This window comes from Olsenella sp. KH3B4, assembly GCA_900111695.1.
Classification (GTDB): domain Bacteria; phylum Actinomycetota; class Coriobacteriia; order Coriobacteriales; family Atopobiaceae; genus Tractidigestivibacter.
The window spans coordinates 14,769-38,071 of record FOHD01000011.1 but is presented as its reverse complement, the minus strand read 5'-3'; the positions used below and the strand labels follow the sequence as shown (position 1 = coordinate 38,071).

General features: G+C 61.0%; 18 protein-coding genes. 7 read left to right on the top strand and 11 right to left on the bottom strand.

From position 1 onward, the window contains the following. The first annotated feature begins 188 nt into the window (after nucleotides 1-188). Entirely contained in the window at nucleotides 189-1,055 is an 867-nt protein-coding gene (locus tag BMX94_RS09515) for a trigger factor (protein ID WP_177171410.1), read from the top strand. 85 nt (nucleotides 1,056-1,140) lie between these two features. Here the strand turns inward: BMX94_RS09515 and rpmE are convergent, their stop codons facing one another. Next, nucleotides 1,141-1,569 carry a 50S ribosomal protein L31 gene (gene rpmE / locus BMX94_RS09510; RefSeq protein WP_091005921.1) on the bottom strand — a complete coding sequence of 143 codons (429 nt, stop codon included), beginning with the start codon at nucleotides 1,567-1,569 and terminating at the stop codon, nucleotides 1,141-1,143. A 699-nt stretch (nucleotides 1,570-2,268) separates the two neighbouring features. Between rpmE and BMX94_RS09505 the strand changes: the two genes are divergently transcribed. Then, on the top strand, nucleotides 2,269-3,042 hold the full coding sequence (locus tag BMX94_RS09505; RefSeq protein ID WP_091005919.1) for a type III pantothenate kinase: 774 nt from the start codon (nucleotides 2,269-2,271) through the stop codon (nucleotides 3,040-3,042). 92 nt (nucleotides 3,043-3,134) lie between these two features. Here BMX94_RS09505 and arcC read toward each other — a convergent pair whose 3' ends face one another. From arcC to BMX94_RS09480, 5 genes are all read right to left on the bottom strand, one after another. After that, nucleotides 3,135-4,100: a carbamate kinase gene (gene arcC / locus BMX94_RS09500; protein WP_072355544.1), complete on the bottom strand. Its 966-nt coding sequence runs from the start codon at nucleotides 4,098-4,100 to the stop codon at nucleotides 3,135-3,137. Between the two features lie 99 nt (nucleotides 4,101-4,199). After that, nucleotides 4,200-5,447 (bottom strand): dicarboxylate/amino acid:cation symporter, encoded by a 1,248-nt coding sequence (locus BMX94_RS09495; RefSeq protein WP_091005917.1) that lies wholly within the window; start codon nucleotides 5,445-5,447, stop codon nucleotides 4,200-4,202. Between the two features lie 97 nt (nucleotides 5,448-5,544). Then, a complete protein-coding gene (locus tag BMX94_RS09490; protein WP_091005915.1) occupies nucleotides 5,545-6,798 on the bottom strand; it encodes a dicarboxylate/amino acid:cation symporter in 1,254 nt (417 codons plus the stop codon). 16 nt (nucleotides 6,799-6,814) lie between these two features. Next, nucleotides 6,815-7,630, bottom strand: a complete 816-nt coding sequence (locus tag BMX94_RS10880) for an oxamate carbamoyltransferase subunit AllH family protein (protein WP_353612426.1) — start codon at nucleotides 7,628-7,630, stop codon at nucleotides 6,815-6,817. A gap of 66 nt (nucleotides 7,631-7,696) precedes the next feature. Then, nucleotides 7,697-10,702, bottom strand: a complete 3,006-nt coding sequence (locus BMX94_RS09480) for a bifunctional FdrA/YlbE family protein (RefSeq protein ID WP_091005968.1) — start codon at nucleotides 10,700-10,702, stop codon at nucleotides 7,697-7,699. Nucleotides 10,703-10,935: 233 nt separating this feature from the next. On the opposite strand from BMX94_RS09480, the gene BMX94_RS09475 reads away from it, so the two are divergent. Together BMX94_RS09475 and BMX94_RS09470 are read left to right on the top strand one after the other, a co-directional pair. Next, a complete protein-coding gene (locus BMX94_RS09475; protein ID WP_091005911.1) occupies nucleotides 10,936-12,588 on the top strand; it encodes a PucR family transcriptional regulator in 1,653 nt (550 codons plus the stop codon). A 31-nt stretch (nucleotides 12,589-12,619) separates the two neighbouring features. After that, on the top strand, nucleotides 12,620-13,501 hold the full coding sequence (locus BMX94_RS09470; RefSeq protein WP_091005909.1) for an alpha/beta hydrolase: 882 nt from the start codon (nucleotides 12,620-12,622) through the stop codon (nucleotides 13,499-13,501). Between the two features lie 19 nt (nucleotides 13,502-13,520). Here BMX94_RS09470 and BMX94_RS09465 read toward each other — a convergent pair whose 3' ends face one another. The 3 genes from BMX94_RS09465 to BMX94_RS09455 form a co-directional block, all read right to left on the bottom strand. Then, nucleotides 13,521-14,174, bottom strand: coding sequence for a hypothetical protein (locus BMX94_RS09465; RefSeq protein WP_091005907.1), 654 nt, complete (start codon nucleotides 14,172-14,174; stop codon nucleotides 13,521-13,523). Next, nucleotides 14,165-15,601 carry a 2-amino-4-hydroxy-6-hydroxymethyldihydropteridine diphosphokinase gene (folK, locus tag BMX94_RS09460; RefSeq protein WP_091005965.1) on the bottom strand — a complete coding sequence of 479 codons (1,437 nt, stop codon included), beginning with the start codon at nucleotides 15,599-15,601 and terminating at the stop codon, nucleotides 14,165-14,167. The genes BMX94_RS09465 and folK overlap by 10 nt, the downstream gene beginning before the upstream one ends. 178 nt (nucleotides 15,602-15,779) lie before the next feature. Further along, entirely contained in the window at nucleotides 15,780-16,523 is a 744-nt protein-coding gene (locus BMX94_RS09455) for an NAD-dependent protein deacylase (protein WP_091005905.1), read from the bottom strand. Between the two features lie 65 nt (nucleotides 16,524-16,588). On the opposite strand from BMX94_RS09455, the gene BMX94_RS09450 reads away from it, so the two are divergent. The 3 genes from BMX94_RS09450 to BMX94_RS09440 all read left to right on the top strand — a co-directional run bounded on the left by BMX94_RS09450 (nucleotide 16,589) and on the right by BMX94_RS09440 (nucleotide 19,671). After that, complete coding sequence (locus BMX94_RS09450) at nucleotides 16,589-17,605, top strand: patatin-like phospholipase family protein (RefSeq protein ID WP_286160081.1); 1,017 nt, start codon at nucleotides 16,589-16,591, stop codon at nucleotides 17,603-17,605. A gap of 124 nt (nucleotides 17,606-17,729) precedes the next feature. Further along, complete coding sequence (locus BMX94_RS09445) at nucleotides 17,730-18,620, top strand: patatin-like phospholipase family protein (protein ID WP_091005903.1); 891 nt, start codon at nucleotides 17,730-17,732, stop codon at nucleotides 18,618-18,620. Between the two features lie 268 nt (nucleotides 18,621-18,888). Beyond that, nucleotides 18,889-19,671, top strand: a complete 783-nt coding sequence (locus BMX94_RS09440; protein WP_091005902.1) for an exodeoxyribonuclease III — start codon at nucleotides 18,889-18,891, stop codon at nucleotides 19,669-19,671. A gap of 36 nt (nucleotides 19,672-19,707) precedes the next feature. On the opposite strand, the gene feoB is transcribed toward BMX94_RS09440, so the two are convergent. Both feoB and BMX94_RS09430 read right to left on the bottom strand, forming a co-directional pair. After that, nucleotides 19,708-22,065 (bottom strand): ferrous iron transport protein B, encoded by a 2,358-nt coding sequence (gene feoB / locus BMX94_RS09435; protein WP_091005900.1) that lies wholly within the window; start codon nucleotides 22,063-22,065, stop codon nucleotides 19,708-19,710. A 129-nt stretch (nucleotides 22,066-22,194) separates the two neighbouring features. Next, on the bottom strand, nucleotides 22,195-23,253 hold the full coding sequence (locus BMX94_RS09430) for a phosphatase (protein ID WP_286160080.1): 1,059 nt from the start codon (nucleotides 23,251-23,253) through the stop codon (nucleotides 22,195-22,197). Nucleotides 23,254-23,303: the final 50 nt, after the last annotated feature.

Below are 23,303 nucleotides of genomic sequence, written 5' to 3'. Positions count from 1 at the left end.
GATTGTACCAACTGGGGAATTGGAAGGCCGGCAAGACCAGCCAGCTTCGTGCACATGGACGAGGCGACATTGCACCAGCTGGGAAAATATCGCCCGAAGCCGCGATGCCGCAGCGGCGCCCAGAAAGATGGGCATACTGCCTAGAAGTCAGCCGCGCGCATGAGCCAGTCGCGCAGTCAGGAGGATTCATGGCCATCCAGAAGCCCGAGCCGCTTGTAATCGGGAACAAGGCGTTCTACACCCTTACCTCGTACGGGCCGGTAGACGTGGAGGTGCACGTTGTTCGCACAACGGACGAGGAGGTAGGGCTTACTGTCCAGACTCTGGTGCGCGAGGCAGGCGGCACCGAGAAGGACCTCGCAGACCCGGCGTGGGTCGCAAGCCACTTTGACGGCCTCGAGGACGAGCAGCGCCTGCGCGAGCAGACCCGCGCATACCTCAGCTCGCTGAGCGAGGACTCCGCAGAGGAGCAGAAGGCCAACGCGTGTCTCGACGCGCTCGCCGAGCGTCTGTGCCAGTCAGTGCCGGCCGCACAGGTGTCGCAGGTGAAAGACGCGCTGTTCCAGGACATCGCGCAGCAGATCGCCACGACCGGCCAACCGGTTGAGGCGGTTCTCGCACAGATGGGCATGCGACCCGACCAGCTGGATTCGATGCTCCAGAGCGAGGCCGTGAAGGAGGCCGAGCACGAGGCGGCGCTCGACGCCTATGCAAGCGAGAAGAAGATCAAGGTCGACGAGACCGAGCTCCCACACCTGTTGCAGCTCTCCCCCACCGACGCGCAGGCGCTCATCGCTCGCGCAAAGGCGGCAGGTCAGATGGACCAACTCATCGATGCGGCCCGTCGCGCCAAGGCCCTCGAAGCCGTAGTGTCCGAGTGCAACTGCACCTACGTGCAGGAGACCGAGGCCGAGGCCAAGAAGCGCCTGGGCGAAGTGGCGGCGGTCATGCAGCACCGAGAGGAGCTGGCGCGCAAGGCGGCCAGCGCAGCCGAGAAGGGCGACAGCCCTGCGGGCAGCAATGCTACCAACGGCTCTGGGCTCAAGCTCGTGTAGCGTGCGTCCGGCACCGGCTACGGTAACGCAACGGGGAGGCCGACCAACGTCGACCTCCCCGTTTCTGTTGCGCTATGAGCGAGTGCTACTCGGCTGCGGGAGCCTCGGCTGCGGCCTCGGGCTCTGCGGGAGCCTCGGCGGCCTTCGCGGCAGCCTTGGCAGCCTCTGCCTCGGCCTTCTTGGCGTACTCAGCAGCACGCTTGGCCTTCTCGGCAGCCTTGGCCTCCTTGGCAGCCTTGCGGGCAGCCTCGAGCTCTGCAGCCTTCGCGGCCTTGGCGGCCTTGGCGGCCTTCTCGGCATCGAGCCTGGCCTGCGCGGCGCCGCCGAACTTGTTGGCGAAGCGCTGGACGCGGCCGCCGGTGTCGACGAGCTTCTGCTGGCCGGTGTAGAACGGGTGGCACTTGTCGCAGAGGTCGATGACGAGCTCGGGCTTGGTGGAACGCGTCTTGAACGTGTTCCCGCAGGTGCAGCGGACGGTGCACTCCACGTAGTTAGGATGAATTCCTTGCTTCATTGCAGGACTCCTTTTGTCGGTCCTGGTTTCCGACCAGGACAGGGGTGGTGATGCCTTGGCGCGGATTGCTCCGTCCAAGACGGTCAAGCTCTCGGAGTATAGCAAATCGCGCATCGACGGTGTGTGGAGAATCGCTGACCACGGGCGGGTCGAGGCCGCAGCACCGGGCTTCTCCCAATCCGGACCCCGACCCCCGCGACAGCAACGGGCTTCTCGCATTCCAGACCCCGACCCCCGCCACAGCAACGGGCTTCTCGCCCTGCCATGCGCGGAGATTAGCTCCTTTTCTTGATCTGGTCCGACGTTTGCCCAGGTAGCGCTAATCGCCATTAAGAAAAGGAGCTAAACTCCGCGACGAGGGGGCCCGCAGGTGGGAGCAAGGCCCCCCAAGCCGAGATCCTGCCGCAGCGCCCCTCCAAAAGTGAACACGTTTTCAATTCGTGGGCCACCGGCGCGACGTTTCCCCAGGGGCCGCGGGGCGCTCATTGAAAACGTGTTCACTTTTGAGCGAGGGGAAGGGGAAAGGGGCGGGAGCAAGGGCGAGCGGGGGTGGGCCGTGGCGCGCCGAGGGCACCGCGCGCCAGGGCAATCGCGAGCAGACCGGCACCGTGTGTGTTCTAATGGCATCGGGGACCAAACGCGCCGCGAGCCGAGACGTGCCCGCTGCCGCCCCAGCAGCTCTTGCCAGGAAGGACGCCCATGTTTCTCGCGATTGACGTTGGCAACACCCAGACCACGCTCGGCCTCTTTGACGAGGACGGCAGCGTGGCGCACGGCTGGCGCATGGCGACAAGCCACACGGACACCTCGGACATGATCGACGCCCGCCTGCACGGGTACTTCAACAAGGACGGCCTGGACCAGGCACGCGTTACGGCCGCGGGCATTGCGTGCGTTGTCCCCGTGCTCACGCGCGCCTGGTACAAGTGCCTGCTCGACCGCACGGGCACAGAGCCGCTGGTCGTGACCCCCCAGACGGACTCCGGCATGCGCATCGACATGCCCAACCCCACCCAGGTTGGTGCCGACCGCATCGCCAACGCCGTGGCCGCACGCCTCACCTACGGCGCGCCGGTCATCGTGGTGGACTTTGGCACGGCAACCAACATCGACGTGATCGACGCTACGGGCTCTTATCGCGGTGGCGCCATTTCCCCCGGCCTCATGCTCTCGGCAGCGGCGCTTTTCTCGAAGGCGGCGAAGCTCTCCAGCGTGCCCATCGAGGCTCCCACCCATGCGCTGGGCGAGACGACCGAGACCGCCGTGCAGTCCGGCATCGTCGTGGGGGCGGCAGCACAGGCGGAGGGCCTGGTGGCCCGCATCAAGCGTGAGCTGGACATACCAAACGCACCCGTGGTGGGAACCGGTGGCCTTGCGCGCACCGTGAGCGCGGCGACCGATCTCTTCTCGGCCGTTGACCCCGACCTCACGCTGCGTGGCATCCGCGAGATCTGGCTCCACCAGCAGGGGTAAAATTCACCGCAACCGCGAAGGCCCGTGAAAGTCCTTCTCCCACGGGCCGTATTGGTTACCAGATACCACAGAATAAGTCGTGTACGCCCAATCTAAGCGTGGATGCGCGTGCCAGATAGGCCAGCCATAGCCTCCGCAGCCTTCTCAAGTGAACCAATGATGCAGGTACGTCCTGGCCTGCTCCCCGCGAATTTAACGGCGGCGCGAACCTTTGGCTCCATAGAGCCTTTCCCAAACTGCCCCTCCTCGAGGTAGCGGTTCGCCTCGTCAACCGAGATGTCGACGAGGTCTTGCTGATTGGGCTTACCGAAGTTGATTGCCACGTGATCCACTGCAGTTAACAAAACTAGCCTGTCTGCATGGCAGTCCTCGGCAAGCAACTCGCCGCCCATATCCTTATCGATAACCGCAGCGACCCCCTTGTATGCACCCTTGTCAGAATAGTCTCTGACAACGGGGATTCCTCCACCGCCACAAGCGATAACAATGAACTCATTGTCGAGCAGGTTAAGGATGCTTTCGCTCTCGACAATCTTCTTTGGAACGGGGGAAGCGACCACCCTGCGCCAGCCGCGTCCGGAGTCTTCGATGAACGTCCAGTCTGGATGTTTCGCATTCTCCGTCATGGCTTCCTCATGGGAGAGGAATGCTCCGATGGGTTTGGTGGGCTTCTCAAAGGCCGGGTCTTCGGGATCGACCTCAATTTGAGTTACAACTGTCGCCACGTGCCACCGCTTGTACGCCTTGTGCATCGCTGCGCCAATTGCTTGCTGAAGCTGGTAGCCTATGTAACCTTGACTCATGGCTCCGCACTCGGGCAGGTCCATATCTGGAATCTTCTGCGGATTGTCCTTGTGGGCTAGTTCGAACGCGCTCTCAATCATCCCAATCTGAGGGCCGTTCCCGTGGGTAATGATAATCTCGTTGCCCTGTTCAATCACGCGAAGTAGCGTAGGGGCAGCAGCGCGCAGGCGAGTCATCTGCTCTTCCGGCGTTTTACCAAGCGCGTTGCCGCCCAAAGCAATCACCACACGGTTGACTGGCAGGTTCCAGCTCATCTCTTTTCTCCCCTTCCAGAGCACTGCCCTTGTTGGGCCCACCCCGATGAGCCCAACAAGAATACCTACGATCTAGAAACACAAACGAACGGCCGATAATCAGTTATCGGCATCGAAAACAGACCGATTAATTCCATCGCTGTAGTCGGCCGCAACCATTAGGGCGCAGTACACATCCGAATTCACGTTGAGAATCGTTCGTATAGCACCCACTGGATAAGTAAGTCCAGCGAAAATGCCAATACTATCAAGAGGCAGCCCAAGTTGCGGAACAATCATGGTCAGCGAAACCAAGTCGGCACCAGGTGCAACGGCATTTGCAAGCGAGAGAAGCGTGCAAATTACCGTTAGCGCAATCAGGTCTGCTCCCGCATAAGTAACCCCGTAGATCTGCGCAATTGTCAGCGATGTCACCGCAAGATGGATTGAGGCACCATTGGAATTGAGTGGCATGCCAAGAGGAAGCACAAGGTCTGCGATGTCCTCGCGAAGGCCGAGCCGTTCTTTGGCATCCTGCATCTCAACGGGAAGCGTCACGGCACTCGACGTAGTGGAGAGCGCCATCACGCTCATACGCCACATCTTTCGAATCAGGCGCGCCGGGGACAGCCTGCATCGCACGTACACGAGCGCGATCCACAGAATCATAAACACGAGGACCGCACCGCCAAGGACGAGCAGGTACCGCAGGAGCGGCATAACGACCTCGGCACCCATGGATCCCACCATCGCGGATACGTAACAGAAAATGCCAACGGGAGCGACCTTCATGACCACTCGGATGATGTTGAGAATAAGAGCCCCGAGCTGAACAGTGAAGTCATAGACCACGCACTTGTTGTCATGAGCCTGCCGCCAGCCAGAGCAGACCAGACCCAGAGCGATTGCAAAGACAATGCACTGGACCATCGAACCATTGCCCATCGATGCAACGATATTGGATCCGAAGAAGCCAGAAACGGTGTCCTGCCAAGTTCCGCTCGATGCTTCTGCCGTAGTCATCGCATTCTGGACCAGAGCAGAGTCAGCTAGACCGGCACCCGGCTGAAATAGTAGCGTGCAGGCAATACCAAATGCAGACGCCAGAATGGATGACGCAGCAAACCAAATGATGCCCTTTATTCCAATATCAGAAAGGTCCTTTGCGGTAAGACCACCGATGGCCTCGATGATGGTACACATGACAAACGGTACGATGCCCATCTGTACCAGGTGGAAGAAGATGTCGCCTATGAACTTAACGTTGTTCATCGGGTTACCGACAAGTAGACCCACGATGAAGCCGGCGACCATCGATATGACAATGAGAAGCGTCGGGGATACTCTCTTGGACTTTTCAGCAGCCATGGCTCACTCCTTCTTGTAATCGAAGGGGAGAGGCGCGGTGCCCCGTCGCACCTCTCCGTTACACACGCTCTCCCTCCTCGGGGACCCGCGTTCTTTCCTATGCCTCGACCTGAGGCTCAGAGCCCTCCTTGTCGTAGAAGATTTCGGGATGGAGCTTGCCCTCGCTAGCAGAGACCATCAGGCAGGTGTACACATCGCCGTCGACATTGAGGATGGTGCGAAGTGCACCGGTGGGGTACTCAAGACCAGCAAAGATGGCAATGGACTCCATGGGCAGACCAAGCTGAGGAACAATCATGGTCATAGAGACCAGAGATGCGCCCGGAGATACTGCGTTGGCCAGGGAGAGCAGGAAGGAAACAATCCACACGTAGACAAGCTGGCCACCGCTGAAGGTCACTCCATAAATCTGAGCAATCGTCAGGGCCGTCACGGCAAGGTGAATAGCAGCGCCGTTGGAGTTGAGCGGCATGCCAAGAGCCATAAGGAGGTCGGCGATTTCAGGATCAGCGCCAAGCTTGGACTTGGTATCCTCGAGGGCAGTCGGCAGGGTTACGGCAGAGGAGATTGTGCCCAGCGCAAGGGCGCTCATGGGCCACATCCTCTGGATAATACGGATGGGATTGTACTTGCAACGGACAGCCACGAGGGTAATCCAGATGGCGAACATGATTGCAACTGCAATGGCCATGACAACGAGATACATTGCAACAGGAATGAGGACGGCAAGGCCAAGGCTGCCAATCATTGCGCTCACGTAGCAGAAGATGCCGATGGGGGCGATCTTCATAACCGCTCGGATGATGTTAAGGATGAGCTTGGAGAGCTGGCTGCAGACGTCGTAGACAAGGCACTGGTTGTCATGGGTCCTACGCCAAGCTGAGCACGCAAGGCCAAGTGCGATGGCGAAAACGATGCACTGGACCATCGAGCCGTTGCTCATAGAAGAAACGATATTCGAGCCGAAGAATCCGCTAATCGTGTCCTGGAAGGTAACACTTGAAGACTGATAGTCGACAGAAGCAGTTGCTGCCTCAATGCCTGCGCCAGGCTGGATAAGGATTGTAAGGACGAGGCCGATGCCAGCGGCGAGAAGCGACGAAGCGGCAAACCAGCCGATGCCCTTCAGCCCATAGCCGGAAAGGGCCTTTGCATCAAGAGCACCAACCGCCTCGATAATGGTGCACATCACGAAGGGAATGATGCCCATCTGAACCAGATGGAAGAAGATATCGCCTATGAACTTTACGTTGTTCATCGGCTCACCGACAATGAATCCGACGACAACTCCTAGCACCATAGAAATGACGATGAGCGTCGTCGAGCTAACTCCCTTTTTCTTCTCTACCATCGTTCTCACTTTCCTTTCACATGGCCTGTCGTACTTGTCTTATGTGCCAAATGCGTCTGGGGGCCGAACAACCTCCTCCCAGCTCAGCTCTCAACGCGAGCCCAAGACCCCAAAGACCGTCGGCTCCCGAGGTGTGCCCGACCGCGAGGAGCCGCCTGATTGTTCCCCCAACCAACGCTCCATTCTTCAACCCGCTTGCCAGCTCGATGAACTCTTGATTCGCATATCCTTCGCTCGTCGCCCTGAGGTATGCCGCACTGACATCAGTAGTGCGTTCAAGGTCCTCCCCGGCTATCGCCTCGCAGAATTCGTTGCCAACCCCTCCCATGAGAAGGCCGATGCCATAGCCCACGAGCACGTCATCTCCCGAGGGAGTAAGGCCGAGTCCACGCCCCAGCAGATAGATACTGGCCTGGCGTAGTTCGTCGGTATCCGCCCCCTCTGACAGGACTCGCGCCACTCGCTCTAGCGTTTCGTCTGCCGGTAAGCCAAGGCGTCCTTCAAGCGAAAGCCCCTCGAGCTTGCAGAGCAGATCACCTCTCTGAACGACATCCAGATACGGGACGCGACAGGGGACAACCTGTAGCGCGCCCAGGTGCACCTGAAGAACAACTCCTGCTCCATACACTCGCAGGACACCATCGCGAACCGTTGCTCTTCCACCAACTTGAGCGCATCCCAACAGCGAATGCAGGCATTCCTCAGGCAGGGCAATCCCAAGAACCGAAAGTCCATCTCTCGTAAGCCCAAGGTGAAGAAGCAAGCCCGGCAGGCTCACGTTCAGACTCGACGAGAACACACTGTGCACTGACCCGCTGATCTGACCTCTCATGTGGGCGAGGGCGTAATCGCTGACGGTGCCCTCGCCCGTCCAATCTATGAGCCCGGCGCTCACGCGTTACTCGATACCGAGCTTGGCACAGTACGCTTCAAGCGCCTTCTCGAAGCATGCGAGGGGAGCCCTCACGGTACCTGCGCCGACCTGTCCGACACCGGCGTTCTTATGGGCGATGCCCGTATTGATGAGGGGCGTAATGCCCGTTGCCACAACCTTTCGAATATCAATGCCGAGACACGTACCCTTGAAGTCCCATGTGGGAATTGTCCAGTTGGGGTTGTGAGTCACGCAGATGCGCTCCATTTCGTTGGAAATGTTCAGTGCGTCCTCAAACCCGCCTGCGCCCACGAATCGGGTTACGCCAGGTGCCGCCACCATCGCCATGCCACCAACGCCAACGGTCTCGGTAATCGAAGAGTCGCCATTATCCGGGCAACCGTCTTCCTCACTAAATCCAGCGAAGTAGAGCCCGCGCGGCGTGTTGACCGGAGCGGTGAACCATTCGTCACCGCAGGCGCCAATGCGCACGCCAAACTCGTATCCATTGCGAGTCATCGTGGTGACAACGCAGCTCTCCTCGTCCTTGCGTGCGTAGTCGACGATGGATTTACCCGTAGCCATCATCACATTGAGGAAGAATTGATCAGTGTCGGCTAGGAACTGAATCACGCGCTGCTTGGCATCCTCGGGAACATCAGTCTTGACAATGAGGGGGGCAACTTCCTTTAGGAAGTTGAGGGATGCTGCCATGTTGCGCTGGTGGAATTCGTCTCCCTGCGTAATTGCACGCGCGATAAGGGCGCTGAGGTTGATGCCGCCCTCCTTAAGCTTAAGCGCCTTGGAAAGAACCGGGCCGAGCTCATCCGCCATCCAGTGGAGCCTGTCGACGACCTCCTGGCTATATGCGCCGAAGCGAAGGACCTTTCCAATTCCCTCGTTCATAGTGCAATACGCAACCGTATCATCAACCATGTTGCGGACAACGAGAACGGCCATGTTCGCCGAGGTGATGCCACCCATAGGGCCAACGGCATGGACGTGATGACAGGGGATAAACTCGACCTCGCCGGACTCGAGGAGCTTTAGCGCCTCGTCCTCAGTCTTTGCCCAGCCCTCAAACAAAGCCGCACCGATGCAGGATCCCCTCATCGGCCCCATCATGTGTTCCCAGGTGATGGGAGGACCAGAGTGCAGCAACGTCTTCTTCTCCCTGTTGAGCTCAGGGATCACGGTCTTGGTGGGAACCACATCGACGAGGAACGGCTGAGAGTTCTTGAACCTCTCGACCATACGAGCATTTGCCGCATCAATCTCATCGCGGCGCTTATCCAGCTCGTCGAGCAGGTGAATCATGCGCTTGTTGCCGCCCGCAAGAGGCTTCCAGTTAAACTGCACCGTCTCTGCCCCATAGGTGCGCAACGACTCATTGAAGCTCTTAACGCCAACATTGATGATGCGCGGAGTAGTGTCAAGCAGTTCGGTCACCTGCACGCTGGGCTTTGGCAGGGGCGACGGATCCTTTATCTCGTACGGGACGACATCGCGGTCCTTCTCAGTAAAGTGAATGCCCTTAAGCTCAAGTGCCAGACGAATAGCACGTGCGTTTGAGGTCTCCATAATGGCGCCGGCCTCACGAAGCTCCTCAAAGGACTTTTGGTAGTCCTGCGGATCGTTCTCGGTACCGGTGACAGAGCCAACGAAGTAGAGTTCCCTGCCCTCGCTCTTAGCTTTCTCGAGCTGCTCCTTGATTACGGGAGCAAGCGCGCCTGCCATATCCGGATGACAGCCGTAGCCAAGCATACAGTCAAAGAGAATGACCCCCGTGGACTCCATGGCAGCGTACTTTCGGATGTAATTGATACGAACCTCGGGATCGATCATGGGGTGAGGCTTGCCCTGCGTATAGATGTCATCACCAAGATCAATCACGTCATAGCCCTTGGCGTGAAGGATATAGCCATCCTCCTTGACAACACCGCCCAAGTCGAGTGCCTCAGAAACAAGCATTCCGGCTTCGTTTGCCAGGGTTCCGCCAGAGTAGAGACCAATGACCGTCTTGTTCTCGGGAAGAGGCTTGTCGCACGTAAAGTCCAGAGGCTCGAGGTAATTCTTCTTCACGGGATCACCGTTCGCAAGGTCAACGGCAATGCGCGCAGTCTCCTCGAGGGTATGGGCGAGATAGACCTTGCCAAGGTGATGCTCGGGCTTCTCACCTAAGAAGATGGCAACAACGGGCTTTGTACACTTCTCCAGAAGATCAACAACCTCATCGCGAACCTCCGGCGCGGGAGGCTTGGAGATGACACAGATGACATCGGTCGGCTCGTGGTTCTCAAGGCCCACGATGGCATCCTTCACCGTGATGGCCCCAACCTCGGCGCTAAGGTCACGACCGCCGGTACCGATGGCATGGATGAGACCGCCGCCAAGGCGGTCGATGATGGCGGCGACCTCTTGGATACCGGTTCCCGACGCGCCCACGATACCGATGCTGCCAGGTTTCGAAACGTTCGTGAATGCAATGGGAATAGACGAGATGACACCGGTGCCACAGTCCGGCCCCATGAGCATGAGCCCCTTCTCATGGGCCTTGCGCTTAAGACGCACCTCGTCATCAAGTGAAATGTTGTCCGAGAACGAGAACACGTTGAGCCCACGGTCGAGTGCCTTCTCAATCTCGGGCGCAGTGTATTCTCCGGGCGTGGAAAAGAGAGCTAGATTGGCATCTGGGAGTGTCTTCAGGGCATCGTCCCAGTTGGTAACCTCCTTCAAATCGGGCTCGTCCTTCTTAACTGACAAATCCGAAAGGAATTCCTCCGTCTTCGTGAGAACCGCATCAAGAACGCTGGAATCTTCGGAATCAACGACGACAACCATGTCGCTGGGGTTAGCAGCTTCTGCCTCTGGCGTGAGCAGCCCCGCATTTTTGAAAATGTCTTTGTTTGCGTCTGTCCCCATCATGATCTGACTCTTCGTCACACCATCGAGGGAATTGATCTTGTTCGTAAGCAGCATCAGGTTGATGGAATCCTGGTAGCTATTCTTCTTGACCACCGTTTGGAGCATGAGGACCTCCCTGAAATAGCGGTTCTTCATCATGCTGAGGTTGTGGTCCGGCCGGAGCCCACGACCTCCCTTGACGTGACGCCCCAAGTTTCTCGTTGGTGGTCGAAATGGTCTTGTGCTGTTGCGGATAAGGTTTTGCGGATTCTTTTTCCCGAATTGGAAAAGCTCTGATAAACACCCCCGACTATTCTGCAAGTTAAACTCACGAATCGAACTGTTAGTTGGGGGGTCATATGGCGGAATCGGCTCGGCCACAAAGTAGACGGCAAATGATAATGAGAGATGTTTTGCGTCTACCTTCTTTGGAGGGAGCAGATGTTCTCGTCGGCAATTCCGGACTGGATCGTGAAGTCACGAATGCAATGGTTATGGAAGGCCCCGATATCGAGAAATGGGGAAGACCGGGCCTCGTCCTTGTCACAAGTCTCTTCGCGCTCATACCCCTTGACCCCAACGAACGGCTTGAGTTCTTTGACAAGGTCGCAGGCATTGGCATAGCAGGGATTATTTACAAGCCAGGCAGAACGCCGGTGGAGCTTCTCCAGCCTTCTCTCGCCGCCTGCGAAGCTCGCTCGATCCCATTTGTCCAGATGAAGCCAACTGTCAACTTCGAGGCAGTACTCATGGATGTCATGGGTACCGTCATTGATTCCAATGCACAGCTCCTCGACAGCTTCTATGAAACCCACCGGAAGACCATGCGCCTTGCCCTCAAACAGCCAAGCATCTACGAGGTTGTCTCTCAGCTAAAAGAGCGAATGGGTTGTGAGGTCAGTTTCTTCAATAAGATCGACGATGCACATGTTGGAACCGAGAACAACGTATGCAATTTCGAGTCGATGGAGCTTTCTGAGTTTCGCTACCAGCGCTACCAAACAAACCGCTACTACAATGCGACGCTCCGTTATTCGGACTCACATTCCGAACGCGCGTTGGCAGTCAATATCCCCAGTCAATCGATCAGCTCTTGCTATCTCGTCGTGCACACAACGCCAGAAGATGTATCAGCGTTCCAGCGCATGACGATAGACAACTACGTGAATCTTCTCTCGATTGAACTTCTCAAGCAAGAGGCGCTTAACCAGCAGCTTTACAACAGGAACAATATGCTTGTCCACGACCTCCTCCATGGTCGTTACATTTCGAACAGCGAAGTAGACGGGGCAATTGAGGAGCTTGGCATTGGCACTCACGCCCTCTACCAGGTGATGCTGCTGAGGGTCTCGGTCTCCGATCCCTCCCAGACGGAAAGAATGCGGGACCTGCTGAGGACTTTCCAGCGCAGGATTCACCGGCTGTATCCCAATTCGGTCTTTTTCGAGAGCAACAACCGCCTCTCGTTTATTCGCAACCATACGTCTGGGTCCATCGGGTTTGATGACCGTGAGATAACCACCATTCTCAACGACATGCACAACGACGATTCTCAGCCGCATTTCTCTCACCTGCTCGTACTTTCAAGCAACGTCGGTCGTTACGACATTCCGGAGGCGAATGCAGAAGTCCTCTCCGTCTACAAATTGTTCGACGCCGACCAGCTTGCCAACCGCTGCGTTAAATACGAGGACCTCGGCCTCCTGAAGTTCCTGATTGACATTGGGGACTCCTCAAAGCTCGCCTCGTATATCGATTCGCGCGTCAGCCGTCTCAGGCGAGAGAGCCCCGAGGGCTTCCAAACCCTCGTAACGCTGTGCAAGTGCGAGTGCAGCTATAGTGCCGCAGCAAGCCAGCTTTTCGTTCATCCAAAGACGGTCCGCTATCGCATCGAGCGCATTCGCAATGAGTACGGAATCGACGTCCATAATTCGGACGACTTAATGCAGGTCCTTCTCACGGAGAAAATCGTTATGCTGCTTGGTCCCAACTGGAAACCATTGGCAGATTAGCGTCCAGGGGTACGCTGACGGGAGCATTCTCATGAAACATGAAGAGACATTCACTTGGAATGGCATCGGAGCCGGCATCACGATTTACGAGCCCGACGAAACCCCGAGCGGCTCTCAACAAATGGACCTTTCTCGTTCGCTAATCCTATACTTTCATGGCGGAGGACTCCTCTATGGGGAGCGGAAAGACTTGCCACAGCCCTACGTAGACGCCTTTCTAGCACGCGGATGCAAACTTGCACTTGCCGACTATCCGCTTGCGCCCGAATCATCGCTCCGCGACATCAGCGCCTATGTCGACGAACTTTGGCGATGGGTTACGGACGCCCTGGCACCGCGTCTTGGAACTGGACAGACTTTCATTTTTGGGCGGTCTACGGGAGCGTATCTCGCACTGACCCTTGCATCTCGAATAGCGCAATCCGGATCGACCCGTCCAACGGGTGTCATCGACTTCTACGGCTACGGAGACATGTGCGACTCACGTCTCGCTGCCCCATCAAAGCACTACCAGAAGTACTCGCCAATCTCGGCAGACACGATTGGCGACATCGTGGAACACGCGCCCGTAACGTCTGGTCCAATGAGCAAACGGTACCTGCTCTACGTATACGCAAGGCAGAACGGATGTTGGCAGTCCATGCTCGGCTTGCAGCCAAATACGGGAGACCCATATGCCCTGACGGCATCGAGACTATCCAGCATGCCTCCAGTTTTCTATGCAGCGTCTACCGGAGACGAAGACGTGCCGTACACAGTATCCAAGTCACTCGCACGGGCACTTCACGCAAAGATGTTCACTGCCTATGGGCTTGAGCATGATTTCGATAGAGACACCAGCATACCTGTTGGTCTTGAGGCCTACGAGAAGTGCCTGGATTGGATGGAGGGGCTCGCACGGGACGGGGAATAAACTCCCCCGTCCCCCGCCCCTACTGCGCCGCGCGGATGGAGGCCTGCTCAGGCGAGACCTCGACCTCTCCCCCAAGCTCGTTTCTCACCGTGGCGCGCCCCCACACGTCGACGCCCGCAAGGGTGCCGCGCATGGCCACGCGCCCGTTGGGATACACCAGCTCAACCGGCTTGCCCATGAGTGCCACGCGGTCGAAGTACTCCGAGAGGACCGGCGCAAGAGGTCCGGCCACGGCACGGTCAGCACCAACGGCAGCTGCCCACGCGTTAACGCGGCCGAGAACTGCTCCACACACGGCATCCGCGACCGTCTCGTCATCCGGGAGCGCGTCCGCATGAACGCCGCCCTCAACGTCGAACGAGAGCGAGCACACCACGAACATGCCCTCGGCGTACCCGGCACTGGTCCGCATGCGCGCCACCAGGCCGGCTCCGCTCTCGCTCACCACATCCGCGGGCCAGCCAACTGCGACTCCAGAAACGCCCAGCCGCTCGAGCCCCTCGCATGCGCCAAGCGCCGCGACATAAGGCACGCCCGAGAGGCTCCCCATGCCCACCTGCGGCCGCAGCACGCAGGCAAGCTCAAGCTCCCCCTCCTCGCGATGCGAGAAGAGCTCGCCGTGTGGCGCGCCCGCGCGCGCACGCTCCATGGCCTGCTCGGCAGCTACTCCCATACGATCTCCCCGAGGTCATCCATCACGTGGCCAACCCGGTCATCCGGGTCGACCACGTTGACGCCGGAATGACGCAGGAAGCGCACGGGGTCGTGCATGAGGTCCTCCATGGGCACCAGCACAAAGTCGCGCTCGCCAAGCCCCGGGTGCGGCAGCGTGAGGCGCTTGCCCGCATGGGTCTCGCCCTCGACCCACACCAGGTCGCAGTCGATGGTGCGCGGGCCATGGCCTGCCTGCCCGGGGTCGCGCTCGCGTCCCAGGGCGTCCTCCACGGCGAGCAGCTGTCCCATGAGCACCAGCGGGTGCAGCTCGGTGCGAATCTCGGCCACGGCATCTGCCACCGGCGTCGTGATGCCATAGGCGGGTTCCGTCTCGTACGCGTGGCTCACCGAGACCACGCAGGTAAGCGGAATGTCATCGATCAGCTGGACGGCACGGGTGATGTTTGCCAGGCGGTCGCCCACGTTGGACCCAAGCGCCACAAAGCCCTGGCGGGAGTCCTTGTGCGAGACGGCCCAGAACGCGTTGACGGCCTGGGCCGCGCCCGCGACGTCGTGAACGCGCAGGATACGCGCACCATTCTGGATCGCGGAGACGCAGATGCCGTACGTTGCGGCGTCCATCTCGTCCGGCTGGGCAGCACCGGCCACGGCACCCACGAAGCGCCTGCGCGAGACCGCCGCAAGCAGCGGGTAGCCCATCGAAGCCATGGAGCGCGTGGCGCGCTGGATGACCACGTCCTCATCGGCAAACTTGTCGAAGCCCGCGCCCGGGTCTAGGCAGATGCGGTCGTGTGCGACGCCCGCGCGCATGAGGGTGCGAGCCTGGTCGCCGAGAAAGCCCATCACCTGGCGCATGATGGGCGCCTCGTCCGGCAGCGTGAAACGGTGCTGCGAGGCCATGGGGCGCGGCGCTGCAGAGCGCGTGGGGCGCGAGTCGTCGAGAAGGACCTCGCGGCGAGGCGTATGCGAGCCAAGCCCCGCATGCTCCCAGTGCATGACCACGCAGCCACAGTTGGTCTCGGCTGCGACCTGCACCATGTCCGGGCTGGTGAAGCCGTTGGCGTCGTTCACGATGGCGGCGCCAAGGCGCACGCACATCTTGGCGACGTCCGGGTGGCAGGTGTTCACCGAGACGACGGCACCCTCCGCGACCAGCGCACGGATTACGGGCACCACGCGCTCGGCCTCCTCGTTGGAGGCGAGGGGCTCCTGGCCGGGAGCCGCCGGGACGGCAGCCACGTCGATGATGTCAGCTCCCTCGTCGAGCATGTCGAGGCCGCGCTCGGCAGCGGCCTCGACGTCCACGCCGCCCTTTCCGTCCGGGAAGGCCCCTGACGTCACATCGAGAATGCCCATGATGCGCGGACGCGCGAGCGAGAGCTCGTGCGAGCCGACAAGCCAGGTTGCATAGTTCTCTCGGAGCACAGACATCGACCTCCCGTTGATGGCGCCGCGCGCAGACGCGACGGGACGGCACGCTCCCGTCCCACGTTCTGGTTATTGTAGCGTGTGCCTTTTGGCCCTTGCGGGCCACCCGGCAGAGAGGGGAATAACCCCACCGGCGGCATGGCCGCATGGCCGAGGCGCAAGGGGCATCCCACCCCTAGAAGTCGAACGCCTTCGCGATGCCGCAGGCGCACACCAGGTTGGCGGCACCGTCCTGCGGGGTCGGTTGCTTGTTGACGATTACGAGGTCGTCGCCCTGGAAGTGCTGCACGAGGCCTGCCGCGGGATACACCACGAGCGAGGTGCCGCCCACGATGAGCATATCGCAGGACTGGATGGCCTCGGCCGCGCCCACGAGGGCCTTCTCGTCCAAGGACTCTCCATAAAGAACGACGTCCGGCTTGATGCGGCCACCGCACTCCTCGCAGCGCGGCACGCCCGTGGCACCCATGATCCACTCGGCCGAGTACACGTGCCCGCAGCGCTGGCACACGTTGCGGTGCACCGAGCCGTGAAGCTCAAAGACGCGCCTCGAGCCCGCCGCCTGGTGCAGGCCGTCGATGTTTTGGGTGACCACAGCGGTGAGCTTGCCCTCGCGCTCGAGCTCGGCAAGCTTGTGGTGGGCCTGGTTGGGCTTGGCGTCCAGGGCGATCATGCGCGTGCGGTAGAAGTCGAAGAACTCCTCGGTGTGGGTGAGATAGAACTCGTGGCTCAGCATCTCCTCGGGCGGATACTTGAACTTCTGATGATAGAGGCCGTCCTCGCTCCGGAAGTCCGGGATGCCGCTCGCCGTCGAGACCCCCGCGCCGCCAAAGAACACGACGCTCTTGGCACGTCCGATTCTCTCGGCAAGTTCCTGCGCCGCCTCCGACGCGTCCGAGACCACCCGCGTACCAGCCATGCGTACCCCCTCGACGAATGGGTAGAAGAATAGTTCCGATGCTAGCACCGAGAGGAGTGGTTTCCATGACCGACCAGCCCCAGCGCGAGGAGGATCACACCGAGCGCATGGACGAGAAGCCCCAGGCCACCCAGCCCACAAGCAATTCCGCAGAGGTAAATGAGACGACGCCGGAGCCCGCTGCCCCGCTCGCGCCCCTCGAGAACAACGTCCACGACGTCGCCCTGGTCATCGAGGGCGGTGCCATGCGCGCAAGCTACGTCTCGGGCCTGGTGAACGTCCTTCTCGAACAAGGCATCTACTTCGACTACGTCTGCGGCATCTCCGCCGGGGCAATCGTCGCCACCAACTACGTCTCGCGCGACATGACGCGCACCAAGCGCTCGTTCGTGGACTTTGCGGCAAACCCACAGATGGGCGGCGTGAGGTCATTCCTCCACAAGCATGGCTTCTTCAACGCCGACTATGACTACCTGGGATGCATCGAGGACGGCTCGATGCCCTTCGACTGGGAGACCTTCCAGGCCAACCCGGCTCGCGTGCGCATCCAGGCGTTCCAGCGCGACACCGGACGCACCGTCGTGTGGGGGCGCGACCACATGCAGACGCTTGAGCAGCTCATGGCGTGCGTGCGCGCAAGCTCGACCATGCCCGGCATCATGAACCCCATCGAGGTCGACGGCCAGGTCATGCTCGACGGCTCCCTCGGCGAGGGTGCGGGGCTCCCCAACCACATCGCTGAGGACGACGGCCTCGGGAAGCTCTTCGTGATCACCTCTCGCCCCGCAGGGTATCGCAAGGGCGAACTCACCGCCGTCAAGCGGCGCGGCATCATCCGCGTGATGAAGGATCATCCCTACGCGAGAAACGCCATGCTCACGCGGCCCGAGCGCTACAACGAGGAGCTTGACCACCTGGCCGAGCTCGAGGAGTCCGGCCGTGCGCTGGTGGTGAGACCGCGCGAGATGCCCGTCTCGCGCACCACGCGCGACGTCAAGGAGCTTGAGCACGCCTACCTCCTTGGGCACGAGCAGGGCATCGAGGAGCTGCCTCGCTGGCGCGAGTTCCTGTTTGGCGAGTAGGACGAGGGTCTTCTCGCCCTGCGGCTGAGACGCGCCGGGACCGGTGCACGTCGAAGCCAGCACGCGCCGGGACCGGAGCTCCCCTATAATCCCAAACGATAGAACGTCCGTTGGGAGGCCCTTCATGGAGCTTGAGAGTAACGTCTTCGACTGCGCGCTGTGCTTCGAAGGGGGCGGCTATCGCGCAAGCTACACGGCGGGGTTTGCCAACGTCCTGCTCGAGAACGGCATGTACTTCGACTTTGTGTGCGGCATCTCGGCGGGCGCCAGCCATACGGTCGACTACCTGAGCCGGGACCAGACTCGCGTGCGCGACGCCTTCATCGCGCTTGCCGACCAGCGCCCCAAGGCAGGCGGCGTGCGCTCGCTGCTCACGGGGCACGGCTACTTCAACGCGGACTACGACTACGTGGGCGCGGCACTAGACGGCTACATGCCCTTCGACTTTAGGACCTTCTCGGCGAATCCGGCTCGTCTGGCAATCCAGAGCTTCCAGGCCGACACCGGCAAGTCCGTGGTGTGGGACAAGTCCGTCATGGGCGCGGCAATCCCCATGATGGAACACGTGCGCGCAAGCTCGACCCTCCCCGGCGTCATGAAGCCCATAGAGGTGGACGGCCACGTGATGTACGACGGCGGCCTGGGCGAAGGCGCGGGGCTCCCCACGCACATGGCCGAGGACGCGGGCTTCGAGCGTCTGGTCATGGTGTGCACAAGGCCGGCGGGGTATCGAAAGGCAGCTCCCACCAACCGGGAGCTGCGGCTCTACCACGCCATCTCGCACGGCAACGAGGCCGTGGAGGCCGCGCTCGCCACGCGCTGGGAGCGCTACAACGACGCGATGGACCACCTGGAGAGCCTGGAGCGCGAGGGCCGCGCGTGGGTCTTTAGGCCCGACGTGATGCCCGTGCGCTCCACCACCATCGACAAGCCCAAGCTCGAGGCGTCCTACGCCATGGGGCACGAGCAGGCCGAGAGGGACTTCCCGCGCATGATGGAGTGGCTGCGGGGATAGCGGGTGGACCGGTGATGCTAAGCATCCTCCGCGCCGACAAGCGCGAGCAACTCATCCTCGAGCAGCAGCTCGTCCATAGGGGCGTTGACCTGCACTGACGCTGTGTTGTCTGGCATACGCCACCTCCATGTTGTACTTGCCATACAGCATAGCAGGTCGCGCAGCATCGGTGGCCTCGCCCATATGTGCTACGCTCTGAGAAGCATTTACGCTAACAGACAGCCCCGCGCGGTCACGCGCCACGCGCATTGAAAAAGAGGGATCCATCATGGCAGACACCACCCGCAGCCTGCGCTTTGTTTCGTGGAACGTCAACGGCCTGCGCGCCGTGCTCAAGAAGGCGCCGAGCTTCACCCAGATCTTCGACACGATTGGCGCGGACGTCTTTGCCCTCCAGGAGACCAAGCTGCAGGAGGGCCAGGTAGAGCTGGACCTTCCCGGCTACCATCAGTACTGGAGCTACGCCGAGCGCAAGGGCTACTCGGGCACGGCCGTGTTCACCCGCGAGGAGCCGCTGCAGGTGATCCGCACGATAGGCTCGCCCGTAGCGGACGACGAGGGTCGCGTGTGCGCGCTCGAGTTCTCCGACCTGTGGTTTGTCGACGTGTACACGCCCAACTCCAAGAACGGCCTCGCCCGTCTGGACGAGCGCATGGTGTGGGACGAGCGCTACCGCGACTTTCTCGCCGGGCTTGCCCAGGACAAGCCCGTTGTGACCTGCGGTGACTTCAACGTGGCGCACGAGGAGATCGACCTTGCGCGCCCGGACGACAACCACGAGAACGCAGGCTTCTCGGACGAGGAGCGCGAGAGCTTCACCAAGCTGCTCGAGAGCGGGCTCGTTGACACGTTCCGCGAGCGCCACCCCGACCTTGCCGGCGCGTACAGCTGGTGGAGCTACCGCATGCGCGCCCGCGAGCGGGGCATCGGCTGGCGCATCGACTACTTCCTGGTTTCCCCGCAGCTCATGCCCAAGGTGACCGGCACGGCAATCCTCGACGACGTGTACGGATCGGACCACTGCCCCATCGAGCTCGAGCTGGAGCTGTAGGGCAGGATCTGGCGATGTCGCGCCAGCCCCCGCCCCCTACGCCAGGCCGAGCATCGTCCCGATGGCGTGCACGATGAACGCGACCACCCACGCCACGCCACACTGGAGCAGCACCACCCCAAGCGCGTAGCGGCCGTTGAGCTCGTTGCACACCGCAGTGATAGCCGCCACGCACGGCGTGTAGAGCAGCACGAACACCAGGAACACGAAGGCCGTGAACGGCGTGAAGACCGCGGCCAGCGCTGCCGGCGTGTCGCCCACGAGCACGGTGAGCGTGGCCACAACGGACTCCTTGGCGGCAAAGCCGGTCACAAGGGCCGTGGAGGCGCGCCAGTCGGCAAAGCCCAGGGGCGCAAAGATCGGCGAGATGGCAGAGCCCAAGATGGCCAGCAGGCTCTGCGACTGGTCGGCCACCATGTTGAGACGCACGTCGAAGGTCTGCAGGAACCAGATGACCACGCTCGCCAGGAAGATGATCGTGAACGCCCTGCTGAGAAAGTCCTTGGCCTTGTCCCACGCCAGGCGCATGGTCGTCGCGGCGCTGGGCATGCGATAGTTCGGGAGCTCCATCACAAACGGCACCGGCTCGCCCTTGAACGCCGTGTGCTTCAGGGCCAGCGCCACCAGCACGCCCACGACCATGCCGATCACGTAGAGCGAGACCATCACGAGCGGCGCGGCCTTGGCGAAGAACGCGGCGCACAACAGCGTGTAGACGGGCAGCTTGGCCGAGCAGCTCATGAACGGCGTGAGCATGATGGTCATCTTGCGGTCGTGCTCGGAGGGCAGGGTGCGCGTGGCCATGATGGCAGGCACCGAGCAGCCAAAGCCCACGAGCATTGGCACAAAGCTCCTGCCCGAAAGGCCGATCTTTCTTAGCAGCTTGTCCATCACAAAGGCAACGCGGGCCATGTAACCGGAGTCCTCGAGGATCGACAGCAGGATGAACAGCGTCACGATGATGGGCAAAAACGAGATGACCGTCCCCACGCCGGCCATGACGCCATCGATGACCAGCGAGTGAATCACGGGGTTCACGTCGGCTGCGGTGAGCGCGGAGTCGATGGCGTCTGAGGCGGCACTCACGCCCGTGGCCATGAGATCCGAGAGGTTGCCGCCAATGAGGTCGAACGTAAGCCAGAACACCACGATCATGATGCCAATGAAGCACGGAATGGCCGTGAAGCGCCCCGTAAGCACACGGTCGATGCGGGCAGAGCGCTCGTGCTCGCGGCTCTCCTGGGGCTTCTTGACGCAGCGGGCGCAGATGGCCTCGATGAACGAGAAGCGCATGTCGGCGAGAGCCGCAAGGCGGTCGGAGCCGGACTCCTCCTCCATCTGGGAGATGATGTGCTCCACGGCATCCAGCTCGTTCTTCTCGAGGCCAAGCGCCTTTATGACCAGCTCGTCGCCCTCAATGAGCTTGGTCGCGGCGTAGCGGTCGGGCAGGCCAGCGCGCTCGGCGTGATCGGAGACAAGCTCGCCAATGCCGTGGATGCAGCGGTGGACCGCGCCGCCGTCGGGGCCGTCCGGACGGCAGAAGTCGATGCGGCCCGGGCGCTCGCGGTAGCGGGCCACGTGGATGGCATGCTCCACCAGCTCGTCCACGCCCTCGTCCTTGGCGGCCGAGATGGGCACCACCGGAACGCCCAGGAAGGACTCAAGGGCGTTCACGTCCACGGAGCCGCCGTTCTCAGTGACCTCATCCATCATGTTGAGTGCGATAACCATGGGAACGTCCAGCTCCATGAGCTGCGTGGTGAGGTAAAGGTTGCGCTCGATGTTGGTAGCGTCAACAATGTCGATGATCGCATCGGGCTTGGAGTCGATGATGAACTGGCGGCTCACGACCTCCTCGCCCGTGTAGGGCGAGAGCGAGTAGATGCCCGGCAGGTCTGTGACCGTAGCCTCTGGATGGCTGCGCATCTGGCCGTCCTTGCGATCCACGGTGACGCCAGGGAAGTTGCCCACGTGCTGGTTGGAGCCCGTGAGCTGGTTGAAGAGCGTGGTCTTGCCGCAGTTCTGGTTGCCTGCCAGCGCAAACGAGAGGGGCTTGCCTGCGGGCACCACCCCTCCCGCAGCGCGGGGACGCAGCTTGCTCTCGCCAATGGCCGGGTGGCTCGTCACCCCAGATGCCACCTGCAGGCGGACCTTCTCGTGCGCATCATGGACGTTCTCGAGTGAGATCTGAGCTGCGTCCGCCGCGCGGATGGTGAGCTCGTAGCCGCGCAGGCGAATCTCAAGCGGGTCGCCCATGGGCGCGTACTTGACCATAGTGACCTCGGTGCCCGGCGTGAGGCCCATATCAAAGATGTGCTGACGCAGGGACTTCTCGTCGCAGTCTACCGAGCGAACGACGGCGTCCTTGCCAATCTCGAGCGTATCGAGTGTCATTGCTCTCCTTGCGAAGGCCGCCGGACGCGGGCGCCTTGCGGCCGATTGGGGGTTTCAGTCTGTTTGGGCTAACTTTACCCCGTTTGGAGAGCGCGTGTGCTGGCGAACGCGGTGGCGAGAAGGCCTCCCCTATTCCGCCATAGGACCTATCACGGACTCGACGACGCCGGCAAACGTGGCGGCGTCACGGCAGGCGACGAGCTCCTGGGGGAAGTGCACCTCGTCAAGCAGGGCATCTACGGCCTCGTGATGGCCCACAAGCGATGAGACGTGCGCGTCCGAGCCAAACGAGACGCTCACGCCCAGCTCGGCGCAACGCTCGACAATCTGGCGGCACCGCTTGTAGGAGCCCGCACGCTTCTGCGCGATGAGACTCGACTCGTTGACCTCGATGAGCTTGCCGTGCTCCTTGACGGCACCAAGCACCGTATCCAGGTCAAAGTCGAGCCCCGTGCGACCAACGTGGCCAAGGATAAGCACCTTGGGATCCTCAAGAACGCGCAGGTACATCCTGGTAATCTGCTCACGCGAGGCACCCTCGGTAAAGTCCTTGTTGTGGACGCTCGCAATCACGTAGTCGCATTGCGCGAATGCCATCTTCTTGAGGCTGTGGGGCTTGCGATACGCACTGCCATTGATTTCCTTGTCAAAGAAGATGTCGTGGCCAAAGATGTTGCCATCGAGGTCGATGATGTCTGCCTCGCAGCCGCGGAGCAGGCGCACCCCGTGCCACCTGCGTGGCCAGGCCCACAGGTTGAGAAAGTACTGCCAGTCCTGGATGGTCTGCTGAGAAAACAGCATGCTTGAGTAGTGGTCGGTGACGCCGAGAAGCTCCATGCCCTGGGCGGCAGCGGCACGAACATCCTCCTCGAGCGTCGAGTACGCATGGCGCGAGAAGAGCGTGTGGCAGTGAGTGTCGCAGAGGATCTGCCTGCCGGGGGTTGGCCGGAGTGCGGAGGCCGCCGGTGCGGGGACGGCGGCGGGTCCAGCAGCGTTCGCTCGCGGCTGGCCAAGGCCGAACGACGCCCGGGGCGAGGCCTGGTAGGCGTCACAGGCCGCCGCGTCCTTCTCGACCGCACGGAGCTTCTCGCCGGGGCGCTCGCACACGTTGCGCGTGCGCACGATACCCGTGCGTTCTCCAAAGAAGATGCAGTCTCCACAGGTGTTCCCAGACGTGCGAGACGTCATGCTCGGCCCCCTCCTGGCAGGTTTATGTGCGGCGGACGCACACCCGGTGT

Coding starts and splice junctions, on each gene's coding strand:
- BMX94_RS09450 (WP_286160081.1), top strand. CDS start 16,589: ATGACCGACCAGCCCCAGCGCGAGGAGGATCACACCGAGCGCATGGAC.
- BMX94_RS09430 (WP_286160080.1), bottom strand. CDS start 23,253: ATGACGTCTCGCACGTCTGGGAACACCTGTGGAGACTGCATCTTCTTT.
- BMX94_RS09445 (WP_091005903.1), top strand. CDS start 17,730: ATGGAGCTTGAGAGTAACGTCTTCGACTGCGCGCTGTGCTTCGAAGGG.
- rpmE (WP_091005921.1), bottom strand. CDS start 1,569: ATGAAGCAAGGAATTCATCCTAACTACGTGGAGTGCACCGTCCGCTGC.
- BMX94_RS09515 (WP_177171410.1), top strand. CDS start 189: ATGGCCATCCAGAAGCCCGAGCCGCTTGTAATCGGGAACAAGGCGTTC.
- BMX94_RS10880 (WP_353612426.1), bottom strand. CDS start 7,630: ATGAGAGGTCAGATCAGCGGGTCAGTGCACAGTGTGTTCTCGTCGAGT.
- BMX94_RS09470 (WP_091005909.1), top strand. CDS start 12,620: ATGAAACATGAAGAGACATTCACTTGGAATGGCATCGGAGCCGGCATC.
- BMX94_RS09465 (WP_091005907.1), bottom strand. CDS start 14,174: ATGGGAGTAGCTGCCGAGCAGGCCATGGAGCGTGCGCGCGCGGGCGCG.
- BMX94_RS09475 (WP_091005911.1), top strand. CDS start 10,936: ATGGCGGAATCGGCTCGGCCACAAAGTAGACGGCAAATGATAATGAGA.
- BMX94_RS09480 (WP_091005968.1), bottom strand. CDS start 10,702: ATGCTCCAAACGGTGGTCAAGAAGAATAGCTACCAGGATTCCATCAAC.
- BMX94_RS09505 (WP_091005919.1), top strand. CDS start 2,269: ATGTTTCTCGCGATTGACGTTGGCAACACCCAGACCACGCTCGGCCTC.
- BMX94_RS09495 (WP_091005917.1), bottom strand. CDS start 5,447: ATGGCTGCTGAAAAGTCCAAGAGAGTATCCCCGACGCTTCTCATTGTC.
- BMX94_RS09490 (WP_091005915.1), bottom strand. CDS start 6,798: ATGGTAGAGAAGAAAAAGGGAGTTAGCTCGACGACGCTCATCGTCATT.
- arcC (WP_072355544.1), bottom strand. CDS start 4,100: ATGAGCTGGAACCTGCCAGTCAACCGTGTGGTGATTGCTTTGGGCGGC.
- feoB (WP_091005900.1), bottom strand. CDS start 22,065: ATGACACTCGATACGCTCGAGATTGGCAAGGACGCCGTCGTTCGCTCG.
- BMX94_RS09455 (WP_091005905.1), bottom strand. CDS start 16,523: ATGGCTGGTACGCGGGTGGTCTCGGACGCGTCGGAGGCGGCGCAGGAA.
- BMX94_RS09440 (WP_091005902.1), top strand. CDS start 18,889: ATGGCAGACACCACCCGCAGCCTGCGCTTTGTTTCGTGGAACGTCAAC.